We start from the raw sequence: 12804 nt of genomic DNA, 5'->3' as shown, positions 1-12804 counted from the left end.
CGGCCGACGTCCGCCCAGTGGCGCAATTCGCTGGCGACGAAGCCGGGAAAGTCCCGGGCGCCGGGGCCGTCGACGGTAGCGCCGTAGTCCTTCCACAGCGCCTTGATCTTGTCGGTGGCCAGGGCCTGGACGATGAGCCCGCGCATGCGTTCGGCTATCTCGGGCGGAAGCTTGGCGGGGCCGAAGATGCCGTACCAGGTCGTCACGGCGAGGTCGGGCACGCCGGCTTCGGCCAGCGTGGGCGTGCTCGGCAGCGCGGGCGAGCGCGCGGCCGACGTGACGGCCAGGGCGCGCAGCGCGCCGCTTCGTATCTGGCCCAGGGCCATGGGCATGGTCTCGAACATCAGGTCGATCTGGCCGCCGAGCAGGTCCGTGATCGCCGGCGCGCTGCCCCGGTAATGCACGGCCTGCATCTTGGCGCCGGTCAGCAGCTTGAAATGCTCGGTGGAGAGATGGTGCAAGCCGCCCTTGCCGCCCGTGCCGTAATTCAGGCCCTGCTCCGACGTCTTGCCCGCGCGGACCAGGTCTTCCAGGGTCTTGAACGGCGAATCGCTGCGCACCAGCACTACGTTCGGCACATTGGCGATCAGCCCGATGGGCGCCAGGTCCTTGGCCGTGTCGTAGGGCATCTTGGGATAGGCGATGGGCAGGATCACATGATGGATGGCGCCGAACAGAAAGGTGTAGCCGTCGGGCGCGGCCTTGGCCACGTTGTTCGCGCCTATCATTCCCGCCGCGCCGCCGACGTTCTCGACGATGAAGCGTCCGCCGGACAAGTCCGACATGGCCTGGGCCAGCGGCCGCGCCAGGGTATCGAGCGAACCGCCGGCGCTGGCGGGCACGATCAGTCGGACGGGACGGCTGCCGGGCCAGGCGCCGGTGGCGAATGAAAGGGCCGGCACCGCGAGCGCCATCGCGGCCAGCAGGCGAAGGGCAATGCGCATGAATGTCTCCTTTATGGGTATGGGTCCGGACGACGGCGGGCGCTATCCTTTGCCCTTGCCGGCCGAGCACGGCAGCTTGGCGATCTCGGCGATGGACGCGCGGTCGGGCTCGAAGCCGAGTCCCGGCGCCTCCGGCAGCTCCAGCCAACCGTCGCGCGGCTCGGGAATGTCGCGGTAGAGCTTTCTCATCATTTCCACGGCCACCAGGTGCCACTCGACCCTTCCGCCGTGCGCGAGCCCGGCATGCAGGTGCATGTTGTGCAGCGGGAAGGCGCCGCCGTTGGCCATCGGCACGTTGTAGGCCTCGGCCATGCCAGCGATCTTGGCGGCCTGGGTGAAGCCGCCGCTGATGACCACGTTGGGCTGCACGTAGTCCACCGCCCCTGCGGTCAGCATGTCGCGGAAGCGGAAGGCGAGGCCCTCGTTCTGGCCGGCCGCCACGGCCATGCCGGTGCGGCGCCGCAGGTCGGCCATCAGGCGCACGTCGTTCTGCGTGACGGGCTCCTCGAAGAACGCGATGTCGCAATCGCGCACGGACAGCGCCAGCTTCTCGGCATGGAAGCCGTCGAGGCTGCAATTGGCATCGATGTAGAGGGAAGGCTGGGCCCCCACCGCTTCGCGCACCGCGCGCACGCGCAACGCATCCTCGCGGATGACCTCGCCCAGCGGCCGCGGTTCGTCGCGCCGCTGCAGCGCGCCGTGCCCCACCACCATCTTCAGATGCCCGAAGCCTTCCGCCACGCATGCGCGTGCGGCCTCGGCAAGGGCGTCGCGATCGAGGAAGTTGAAGCCGAAGGTGGTGTAGACCGGCACTTTGGAGCGGGCGCCGCCCAGGAGCCGCCAGACTGGTTGACCGAGGGCCTTGCCCTTGAGGTCCCACAACGCGACGTCCAGCGCCGCGACGGCGTGCATGCCATAGCCGGTCTGTCCGCGCGGACAGAGCAGCCAGTACAGTTTGTTCCACGCCGCCTCGTGGTTCATCGCGTCCATGCCGACCAGCGCGGGACCGGCCACGGCGTTGATGATGCCTGCCGCGACCTCTTCTTCCGTAATCGCGGTCAGGCCATGGCCGACCAGCCCGTCTGCGGTTTCGACCTCGACATGGCATGCCGACAGCGACGTCGAGCGGCGCACACCGCCGGCTGAATATTCGAGCGGGACGTTCAATGGCGTAGCGTGTACGCGGGCAATCTTCACCGGCATTTCCTTCTAGCGTGAAACGAATCGGCCCTCCGCGCCGCATCGCGGCGTCAGGCAGGATGAGCCTCGAGGCTGCGCAGGCGCAGCCGGCAGCTATGCTGACAAAGGCCGCGGCTGGCGGCCATTGCTATTTTTTTCACGCTGGTTTCGCATTTCGCGCATGCGGATGCGCATCAGGCCGGCGGTGCGTCGCGCGGCCCGGATCGCGCCAGGAATTCGGCAACCGACAGCGCGGCGGAGGAGATATCGGGAGCATGCCGGTGGCACAGCACGAACTGCCGCCGCGCCCAAGGCTCGGCGATCTCGATGTGGCGGAACGTCTTGCTCACCGCCAGCCACTGGGCCACTCCCTGCGGCACCAGCCCCACGCCGAGCTCGGCCTGGATCATGGCCAGCATGGTGTCGAAGCTGCGGGCGCGCACGCGGACGTTGAGCTTGCCATCGTGGCGCGCGGCCAGCCGCACCAGCAGCATCGACAACGCCGAGTCCTCGTTCAAGCCGACGAGATCGCACGGCAGGATGTCGGCGAATCCCACCTGCCTGCGCCGCGCGAGCGGATGGGCCCGGTGGGTCACGAGCACCAGCCTGTCCTCGCGATACGGGCGGGTTCGCATCATCGCCGGCGGCGTGCTGACGGCCGCTTCGTAGATGCCGACCTCTGCGGTTCCCTGCACCACCGCCTTGATCACGCCGTAGCTGGTCCCCTCCTGCGTTTCGATGTCGATGTCGGGAAACAGCGCCTGGTGCGCGCGTATGTCGCCCGGCAGGAACTGCAGCGCCGCCGAGGTACAGGCCGCCACGCGGGCCAGCCCCTTGTGGCCGTCGGCATGCGCGGCTGCGTCGTTGTGCATGCGCTCGACCGAGTGCATCAGCGCGCGCGCATGGGCCAGCAGGCTGCGGCCGGCATCGGTGGGAACCATGCCGTGCGGCCGGCGCTGGAACAGCGCGATGCCGAACTGGGCCTCCAGTTCGGCGATGCGTCGCGAGGCGGCGGTCACGGCCACGCACTGCTGTTCGGCGGCCCGGGTGATGCTGCCGTGCTCGACCGTGGCGATGAATAGACGGATGGACGTAAGATCGAAACGGATGCGGTCCAGGCCCAGGCGCCGGGCCTGCGAGGAGAGCTGCCGCTCGGCGGCCGGGGTCGGGGTGTTCAACGCTTTGCTCATGGCTTGCTTGTCGGTGTGCGGCAATTCCTGTTAGCCTCGCGGGCCCAGGGTCTCAAGCGTACCGCGAAAGATCCACCGCTTTGCCGCCCTGCCGCGGGCCGGGCGGCCGCAAGGACTCCACATGCTCGAACTGATCAGCCTGCACCAGTGCTTCGGCGGCCAGCAACGTTTCTACCGCCACGACTCCACCGCCATCGGACTGCCGATGCGCTTCTCGGTCTTCCTGCCCACGCATGCGGACGCGGGGCCCGTACCCGTGATGTTCTATCTTGCGGGACTGACCTGCACCGAAGAAACCTTCATGATCAAGGCCGGCGCGCAGCGCTTCGCGCAACGGCACGGGATCATGCTGGTCGCGCCGGATACCAGCCCGCGCGGCGCGGGCATCGATGGCGAAGCCGATAGCTGGGACTTCGGGGTAGGCGCCGGTTTCTATCTGGACGCCACCCAGGCTCCGTGGAACCGCCACTACAAGATGTACAGCTACATCGTCGACGAACTCTTCGGCCTGGTGACTTCCCAGCTGCCCGGCGACCCCGGACGCGCCGGCATCTTCGGACACTCCATGGGTGGCCATGGCGCGCTCGTGCTCGCCCTGCGCAACCCCGGCAAATTCCGGTCGGTCTCTGCCTTCGCCCCCATTGCTCATCCGATGGACTGCCCCTGGGGGCACAAGGCTTTCGGGAATTACTTGGGGGAGGACCGCGAAACGTGGAAGCAATATGACGCCACGGAGCTGATGCGCGCATCGCGGCAGCCGTTTCCTCATGGCATCCTGATCGACCAGGGGCTGGCCGACCAATTCCTGGACACCCAGCTGCGGCCCGAGGCCTTCGAGGCGGCGTGTCGCGACGCCGGGCAGCCACTGGAGCTGCGCCGGCATCCCGGTTATGACCACGGCTACTACTTCATCTCCACCTTCATCGAAGATCACCTTGGGTTCCACGCGAAGGCACTCGGCGCCTGAGCCCGGCCAATGAGACGCTTTCGTAAGTTCCCGTTACTCGGGCTGGCGTGCGCGCTGATGGCCGGCGCGCACGCAGTCGCCCAAGACATCGATTTCGATGTAGACCCGGAGCCGCAGACCGCCTACCAAGCCAAGCAGGCGGTAATGGGCCGCCGGTTCATGGCAGCCACCGCGCACCCGCTGGCCACCCAGTCGGCCCTGCGCGTGCTCGAGCGCGGAGGCAGCGCAATCGATGCAGCCATTGCGGCGCAAATGATGCTGGGCTTGGTCGAACCGCAATCGTCTGGCCTCGGCGGCGGAGCATTCCTCCTCTATTACGATGCGGCGCGCGATGCGGTGACCTTCTTCGACGGCCGGGAAACGGCCCCCGCTGCCGTCGGCGAGACCCTGTTCATGCGCGGCGCCGCACCCATGCCTTTCCTCGAAGCCGTGGACAGCGGCAGATCGGTTGGCGTGCCTGGCCTGCTGCGGGCCTTGGAGATGGCACACGCTCGCCACGGCAAACTGCCCTGGCCCAGCCTGTTCGACGACGCCATCGACCAGGCCCGCCGCGGATTTCCCGTATCGGCCCGCCTGGCGGCCATGCTGCGCGGCAACCAGCGGCTGGCCGCCCAGCCGGCGGCACGCGAATACTTTTTCCGCGCGGACGGATCACCCAGGCAGGAAGGGGAGATCCTGAGGAACCCCGACCTCGCGCGGACCCTCGAGCGCATAGCCCGCGATGGCGCGAACGCGTTCTACCAGGGACAGCTGGCCCAAGCCATGGTGCGCGCGGTCCGCAGCCACCCCACCCCGGGAGCGCTCTCCACCGAAGACCTGGCCCGGTATACGGCCAAGGAGCGCGAGGCCCTGTGCCGCCCCTACCGCGTTTACTTGGTCTGCAGCGCGCCTCCGCCGAGTTCCGGGGGACTGGCCGTGCTGCAAATGCTGGCGCTGCTCGAGCACACGCCCATCGAGAAGGCGGAACCCACATCGGTTGCCGCCGTCCATTTCTTTTCCGAAGCCGGCCGGCTGGCCTATGCCGACCGTGACCGTTACCTCGCCGACCCTGACTTCGTGGACGTCCCGGTGCAGGCCTTGCTGGACCCTGCCTATTTGTCCCGCCGGGCGGCGCTGATCTCCCCCGAACGATCCATGGGGCGCGCGCGCCCGGGCGAACCCCTGCCCGGGGCATCCTCTCGCCATGGACAGGACGACACCCCGGCGCTGCCCTCCACCACGCACGTCTCCATCGTCGACGCGGCCGGCAACGCGGTCGCGATGACTTCGACCATCGAACAGGCGTTTGGCAGCAAAATCTTCGTGGAAGGATTCCTGCTCAACAACGAGTTGACGGACTTTGCGTTGTCCCCGGTGGATGCACGCGGCATACCCGTCGCCAACCGGCCGGAAGGAGGCAAGCGCCCGCGCAGCACCATGGCTCCTACCATCGTGCTGCGGGCCTACGGCGCCGGCCCGCGGCTGCGCATGGTGGTAGGATCCCCTGGCGGCGGCGCGATCGCCAATTATGTCGCCCAAACCTTGATCGCCAGTCTCGTGTGGGGGCTGGACGTGCAGTCCGCCATCGACCTCCCCCGCTACGGAGGCCGCAACCGGACCACCGGGCTCGAACGCGGCACGCAGCTCGAGGCGCTGGTTCCAGCGTTGCAGGCCATGGGACACGCGGTCGCCATGCGCCCGTTTCCGAGCGGCCTGCATGGCATCGAAGTACTGAGCAACGGGCTCCTGCGGGCCGGCGCCGACCCGCGGCGCGAGGGTAGTGCAAACGGACGATAGGGGAACCAATTGGGGGTTTCGACGTCCATATGGCCCCATAAAAGATCGCTACATCCGGTATTACATGCTTGCGGAAGAAAGCCCCTGCAAACAGGCATACCTTCTAAAATCCTCTTGTCTCAGCATATCTCGCCACCCCGGACGACCCAGATCCGTGACTGAACTTTTCACTCCGTTTTTCGCAGGAACGCGCCTGCGGGCATGCCTCTCCCTACCGGCCCTGGTCCTTGCGGCTGGGTTCCTTGCCGCCCATTCCGCCTGGGCGTTCGACTTCTCGGACGTCGCCCGGCGCGCCAAAGCGCTCGCGGAGGAAAAATACAAGGCTCCCACCAGCCAACTGCCACGGGAGCTGCGCGAGCTCAAGTTCGCGGAGTACAAGCAAATCCAGCCCAAGCGCGAGAAATTCCTGTGGGCCGAAGGCCGCACCCCCTTCCAGATCGCCTTCCACCATCAAGGCATGGCCTTCGATCTGCCGGTCAAGATCCACGAGGTGGACCTGGAAGGGGTGCGCGAAATCAAGTATGACCCGCGAGACTTCGACTTCGGCCCGCGCAGCCCCGACCCCAAACAACTCGAAGGCCTGGGATTCGCGGGGTTCCGGATCCTCTATCCGATCAACAACCCATCCAAGCGGGATGACGAAATCGCCTCATTCCTTGGCGCCAGTTATTTCCGCATGGTTGGCAAGGACCAAGTCTACGGCGTCTCGGCGCGCGGTCTCGCGATCGATACCGCGGTTCCGTCAGGCGAGGAGTTTCCCCGCTTCCGCGAATTCTGGATTGCCCGACCGGCCAACAGCGACAAACACCTCGTTGTCTACGCACTGCTGGACTCGCCACGCGCCACTGGCGCTTACCGGTTCACCATCATCCCGGGCGAAGACACCACGGTCGAGGTCCGGTCGCGCATCTACCTGCGCGCGCCAGTAACCAAGCTCGGCATCGCGCCCATGACCAGCATGTATTTGTACGGGTCGGCCCAACCGTCCGGAACCCAAAACTTCCGGCCGGAGCTGCATGACTCGGACGGCCTGGCCTTCCACGCCGGCAACGGGGAATGGCTGTGGCGCCCCCTGAACAATCCACGCCGGCTGGCCAACAGTTCGTTCCTGGTCGAAAACCCGCGGGGCTTCGGGCTGCAGCAGCGCGGACGGGACTTCCGCCAATATGAAGACCTGGACGAGCGCTATGACCTGAGGCCCACGCTCTGGGTCGAGCCGCGCGGCGACTGGGGCAAGGGCCGCATCGAGCTGGTCGAGATCCCGACCTCGGACGAGACCAATGACAACATCGTGGCCTTCTGGGTACCGGAAGAACAGCCCAAGCCCGGTTCCGCGCTGGATTTCAACTACACGCTGCGCTGGACGCGCAACGAAGCCGGCTTGTACGATCCCAAACTGGCGCGCGTGCTACAGACGCGGCGCTCGGCAGGCGAGGTCAAGGGCGCTGACTTGATCCGGCGCCCCGATGGCAGCACGGCCTTCGTCATCGACTTTTCCGATCCGGCCCCCGCCAAGCCCAATGATCCGCCCCTGCCGGTATCGCTCAACTTTTCCACCGGCGGCAACGCCGACGTGATCGAGAACAGCCTGCGCCGCAACCCCGTCACCGGCGGCTGGCGCGTCACCGTGCGCCTCAAGGTCAAGGACACGACCAAGCCGGTCGAAATGCGGGCCCATCTGGTCCACGGCCAGACGCCCGTCTCCGAAACCTGGAGCTATCAGTTGCCTGGCTATGAGAAAACCGAGTGACGCCATGGCAACAGCGATAAACCCAGCCCCTGGGCAAGACAGCGACGCGGCGGCACTCGAACAAGCCTTGATCGAGGCCTACGGCCCGGAGATCCAGGAGTACGGCGTCATCGGCCGCGACGATGCGGGCCGCCTATGCGTCAAGACGGCGCCACCCATCCGGCGGACCTCCATGGTCCCCGAGCCGTGGGTCACCAACCCGCTGGTGCGCGGGTGGCGCAAGATGCGCGGCAGGCTGCACCAGCGGCGCGCCGAGCGGCTCGCCCGTCCGCCCGAGCCGCGCTGGAAAACCGCGGGACGGCTGCGTCGCTCGATCCTGCTGGTGGGTGTGCTCAGCCAGACGGCCATCGCTACCTGGTACATGAAGGCCGTGCTGCCCTACCAGGGCGGACAAGCGCTGGAAGTCGCCATCCTGCTGCTGTTCGCACTGCTGTTCTGCTGGGTATCGGCTGGCTTCTGGACGGCGCTGATGGGCTTCCTGCAGTTGCTGATCGGCCGGGACCGCTACAGCATCTCCGCCACCGTGGCCGAGGGCGTGCCCATTTCTCCCAACACGCGCACCGCCATCGTCATGCCCATCTGCAACGAAGACGTGGGCCGGGTGTTTGCCGGATTGCGGGCAACCTATGAATCGGTCGAGCGCACCGGCGATCTCGACAAATTCGATTTCTTCATCCTCAGCGACAGCTACAAGCCCGACCATTGCGTGCAAGAACAGCGCGCCTGGGTGGAGCTGTGCAAAGCCGTCAAAGGCTTCGGCCGCATCCACTACAGGCGCCGCCGCCGGCGGGTCAAGCGCAAGAGCGGCAACATCGACGACTTCTGCCGCCGCTGGGGCAGCCAGTACGACTACATGGTGGTGCTCGACGCCGACAGCGTCATGAGCGGCGAATGCCTCAAGCGGCTCGTCGTGCTGATGGACACCAACCCTGAAGCCGGCATCATCCAAACCGCGCCGCGCGCCTCCGGCATGGACAGCCTCTATGCGCGCGTGCAGCAGTTCGCAACCCGCGTATACGGCCCCCTGTTCACGGCCGGCCTGCACTTCTGGCAGCTGGGCGAATCTCACTACTGGGGCCACAACGCCATCATCCGGCTGGCCCCCTTCATCCAGCATTGCGCGCTCGCTCCCCTGCCCGGCAAGGGCAGCTTCGCCGGCGCCATCCTCTCCCACGACTTCGTCGAAGCCGCGCTCATGCGGCGCGCCGGCTGGGGCGTCTGGATCGCCTACGACCTGCCGGGCAGCTACGAAGAACTGCCGCCCAATTTATTGGACGAGCTGCAGCGGGACCAGCGTTGGTGCCAGGGCAACCTGATGAATTTCCGGCTCTTCTTCATCCACGGCCTGCACCCCGTGCACCGCGCAGTATTCCTGACCGGCGTCATGTCGTATCTGTCGGCACCGCTATGGTTCCTGTTCCTCGCCCTGTCCACGGCGTTGCTGGCCGTGCACACGCTCACCGAGCCGCAATACTTCGTCGCGCCGCATCAGCTATTCCCCATTTGGCCGCAGTGGCATCCCGAAGAGGCCATCGCCCTGTTCTCGACCACGGCCCTGCTGCTCTTCCTGCCCAAGATACTGAGCGTCCTGCTCGCCTGGGTAAAAGGCGCGCAGGGTTACCGGGGCGGCGGCAAGCTGCTGAAGTCCATGCTGCTCGAAGTGCTGTTTTCCATGCTGCTCGCGCCCATACGGATGCTCTTCCACACGCGTTTCGTCGTGGCAGCCTTCCTGGGATGGAAAGTGCAATGGAAATCGCCCGCCCGCGCCAACAACGAAACGCCGTGGGGCGAAGCCGTCAAGCGCCACGGGCTGCAAACCCTGCTAGGCGTGTGCTGGGGCCTGCTGGTCGCCTGGTTGAACCCCAACTTCCTCTGGTGGATGCTGCCCATCCTGGCATCCTTGCTGCTCGCGATCCCGCTGTCCGTGCTTTCCAGCCGGGTCAGCCTGGGCCGGCGGGCCTTCGCCAACGGTTTGTTCTGTATTCCGGAAGAAACCGCGCCGCCACGCGAGCTGCTCGATACCGATCGCTATAACGAAGCCAACCAGGCGCGCCGCAGTCCCGGCTTCATGGAGGCGCTCACCGATCCCGCGGTGAACGCGCTGGCCCGCGCATGTGCGACCGCCCGCCACCGGGCGGGGCATCCCCTGATCGAGCACGCCCGGGCGCGCTTCACGAACGAGGTGCTCGAGACGGGCCTCTCGCACCTCACCGATGCGCAGCGCCTCCGGCTGCTCGACGACCCCGAGGTGCTCGGGCGCGTCCACCGGGCGCTGGCGCAGCCGGAGCTCGAAGTCCGGGCGGCTTGAAGCACCGGGTGCCACCTCGGGGCGGCGGGCCTGACATGCGCGCCGGGAAAGCCGTACCATCACGGCTTTCCCGACGTTCGTTCCCATGTCCCCGTCGCCGCTCAACCGCATCCGCCTGCAACACATCCGGTGCCTGCTCGCCACGGCGCAGCACGGCAACATGCGCGCCGCAGCGGAGTTCCTGTCCATTACGCAGCCGGCGGTAAGCAAGATCATCAAGGAACTGGAAGAGATCGTCGGCAAGCCGCTGGTGGTCCGCCAACGCCATGGCGTGGCGTTGACCGCGGCGGGAATGGCCTTCGTGCAGCATGCGCGCCAAGGCGTCATGGCGCTGGAAATGGCCTTGGGCGAGGCGCGCGATCCGGAAGGCGACTCGGTGAAACTGGGCGTACTGCCCTCCCTGGCGGTGGAGCTGCCACAGGAAATCTTGCAAAGTTGGCGTGCGCGCGGGCGCCACGGCCCCGTCCGGCTGGAAACCGGGCTCAACCCGGAACTATTGGGCCGCCTGCGGCAAGGGGAGCTCGACGTCGTGGTCGGGCGGCTGGCAGAACCGGACCATATGCTGGAACTACGTTTCGAGCCCCTGTGGAGCGAACCGCTGGTCGTGGCCATGCGCCCCCTACACCCCCTGGCCCGGGCCGACTGGCACGCATGGCAGGAGCTGTCTTACCCTGTCATCCTCCCTCTGCCTGGCACCAGCATTTACCAGGCCGCCGACAGTTTCCTCGCCCAGCTCCGTCCCGCCGCCAGCCATGAACGGCTGGAAACCCTCGCCATCCCCCTCGCCCGCAACCTTGCGCTGAACAGCGATGCGCTCTGGTTCGCATCGCTCAGCACCGTCAAACAAGAGGTCGAGCACGGCATCCTGGCCGCGCGCCGGGTGCCCGGGGCAGCCACCGAAGCCATCGGCCTCTTCACCCAGGCACAGCCCGCCGTCCACCGGCCGCTGGCGGGCGACATGGCCGCGGTGGTACGGGAAGTGGCGGCCCGCTGGCGCGCCGCGTGCGAACGACTGGAAGGAGCCTCTTCCTGAACGAGTAGCCTTGGCCGAAGATATTCCGTCAAGTTATACCTTGCCGGCGCATTCTTCACTTGTCCCCGCCAGCCGCGGTGACTACAGTTTCCGCTGCGAACATTCCCACCAACGGTAGAGAGACATGAGCAATCCCCTTCTGCCTTCCTCGACGACGGGCTTTTTCCTCCCGCGCGATCCCGAATCGCACCCGCCAGCCTACACCCCTGGCTACAAGACCAGCGTCCTGCGTTCGCCGCGCCGCGCGCTGATCTCAAACCCGCCCTCGGTATCCGAGATCACCTCGCCCGTGTTCCGGCCGGAAGAGCTCGGCCCCAAAGACAACGACTTGATCACTAATTTCGCCAAGGACGGCCTGCCCATCGGCGAGCGCATCATCGTCCACGGCTTCGTGCGCGACCAATTCGGCCGCCCGGTCAAGGGCGCGCTGATCGAAGTCTGGCAAGCCAACGCCAGCGGCCGCTACCGTCACAAGAACGACACCTACATCGGCACGCTCGACCCGAATTTCGGCGGCTGCGGACGCATGCTGACCGACGAGAACGGCTACTACTGGTTCCGCACCATCAAGCCGGGCCCCTATCCATGGCGCAACGGCCTCAACGATTGGAGGCCTTCGCACATTCATTTCTCCATCCTGGCCGACGGCTGGGCGCAGCGCTTGATCACGCAGCAGTACTTCGAAGGCGATCCGCTCATCCCGCACTGCCCCATTCTCAAGACCATCAAGAATGAAGAGCAAATCCGCGGCCTGATCGCGCTGCAGGACATCGGCAACTTCATTCCGCTCGACAGCCGCTGCTACCGCTTCGACATCACGCTGCGCGGCCGCTCCGCGACTTGGTTCGAGAACGTCTGAGGGAGAACAGGATCATGAGCACCCAGATCACCTTCTACCGCGAGACGGCCTCCCAGACGGGCGGCCCGTACGTGCACATCGGCCTCGCTCCCAAGCAGGCCGGCTTCGATATTTTCGAGAACAATTTCGGCAACGTCCTCGTCCAGCCCGAAACCAAGGGCGAACGCATCCGCCTCGAGGGCCAGGTGTTCGATGGCAGCGGCACCGTGCTGCGCGACGTGCTGATCGAAATCTGGCAAGCCAACGCCGCCGGCAAGTATGCCCACCCGGCCGACACGCAAGACAAGCCCATCGACCCGACCTTCCGCGGATGGGGCCGCACGGGCGCGGATTTCGAGACTGGCTTCTACAGCTTCGAGACCATCAAGCCCGGCCCGGTGCCCGGGCCCAAGCCCGGCACCATGCAGGCGCCCCACATCTGCCTCGTCCTGTTCGCCCGCGGCATCAACATCGGCCTGCACACGCGGGTCTACTTCGAAGACGAGAAAGAAGCCAATGCCAAGGATCCCATCATCAATGGGATCGAGTGGGAAGTACGGCGCAACACCCTGATTGCCAAGCGCGAAGAACGCGACGGCAAGGTGGTGTACCGCTTCGACATCCGCATCCAGGACACGCCCGACGGCGGCAAGGAAACGGTGTTCTTCGACGTCTGATGCGCGGGCTCGCGGCTGGGCCCGCCCGCAGCCGGCCCAGCCGTCCCCTCCCGGCCATCCCGCAGCGAGGCCAAAAGCGCCGCATCCACCGATGCGGCGCTTTTTTTGCGCACGTCCTTCTTCTTTCCAAGACCGTCGGCGA

The 12804-nt window shown here is 66.5% G+C and carries 10 protein-coding genes; 7 read left to right on the top strand and 3 right to left on the bottom strand.

The window, feature by feature from the left end; genetic code table 11:
* From Q0319_RS15300 to Q0319_RS15290, 3 genes are all read right to left on the bottom strand, one after another.
* A partial coding sequence (locus tag Q0319_RS15300) for a tripartite tricarboxylate transporter substrate binding protein (RefSeq protein WP_299454036.1) occupies positions 1–944 on the bottom strand: 944 nt, incomplete at its 3' end.
* 42 nt (positions 945–986) lie between these two features.
* Complete coding sequence (locus Q0319_RS15295; RefSeq protein ID WP_299454033.1) at positions 987–2147, bottom strand: mandelate racemase/muconate lactonizing enzyme family protein; 1161 nt, start codon at positions 2145–2147, stop codon at positions 987–989.
* Positions 2148–2317: 170 nt separating this feature from the next.
* Positions 2318–3313, bottom strand: coding sequence for a LysR family transcriptional regulator (locus Q0319_RS15290; protein ID WP_299454030.1), 996 nt, complete (start codon positions 3311–3313; stop codon positions 2318–2320).
* A gap of 121 nt (positions 3314–3434) precedes the next feature.
* Here Q0319_RS15290 and fghA point away from each other — a divergent pair, with 121 nt between their 5' ends.
* The 7 genes from fghA (at position 3435) to pcaG (ending at position 12662) form a co-directional block, all read left to right on the top strand.
* Entirely contained in the window at positions 3435–4280 is an 846-nt protein-coding gene (fghA, locus tag Q0319_RS15285; RefSeq protein WP_299454027.1) for an S-formylglutathione hydrolase, read from the top strand.
* 9 nt (positions 4281–4289) lie between these two features.
* Positions 4290–6056 (top strand): gamma-glutamyltransferase, encoded by a 1767-nt coding sequence (gene ggt, locus Q0319_RS15280; RefSeq protein ID WP_296466383.1) that lies wholly within the window; start codon positions 4290–4292, stop codon positions 6054–6056.
* 154 nt (positions 6057–6210) lie between these two features.
* A complete protein-coding gene (locus Q0319_RS15275; RefSeq protein ID WP_296466380.1) occupies positions 6211–7806 on the top strand; it encodes a glucan biosynthesis protein G in 1596 nt (531 codons plus the stop codon).
* Positions 7807–7810: 4 nt separating this feature from the next.
* Entirely contained in the window at positions 7811–10114 is a 2304-nt protein-coding gene (mdoH, locus tag Q0319_RS15270) for a glucans biosynthesis glucosyltransferase MdoH (RefSeq protein ID WP_296466377.1), read from the top strand.
* 85 nt (positions 10115–10199) lie between these two features.
* On the top strand, positions 10200–11147 hold the full coding sequence (locus Q0319_RS15265) for a LysR substrate-binding domain-containing protein (protein WP_296466374.1): 948 nt from the start codon (positions 10200–10202) through the stop codon (positions 11145–11147).
* A gap of 124 nt (positions 11148–11271) precedes the next feature.
* Entirely contained in the window at positions 11272–12006 is a 735-nt protein-coding gene (gene pcaH, locus Q0319_RS15260; RefSeq protein WP_296466371.1) for a protocatechuate 3,4-dioxygenase subunit beta, read from the top strand.
* Positions 12007–12020: 14 nt separating this feature from the next.
* Positions 12021–12662, top strand: a complete 642-nt coding sequence (gene pcaG, locus Q0319_RS15255) for a protocatechuate 3,4-dioxygenase subunit alpha (RefSeq protein WP_296466369.1) — start codon at positions 12021–12023, stop codon at positions 12660–12662.
* Positions 12663–12804 lie beyond the last annotated feature (142 nt).

This window comes from uncultured Pigmentiphaga sp. (assembly GCF_937950555.1).
Classification (GTDB): Bacteria; Pseudomonadota; Gammaproteobacteria; order Burkholderiales; family Burkholderiaceae_B; genus Pigmentiphaga.
The sequence above is the reverse complement of the archived record's forward strand: the minus strand, read 5'-3'. Positions and strand labels throughout refer to the sequence as shown.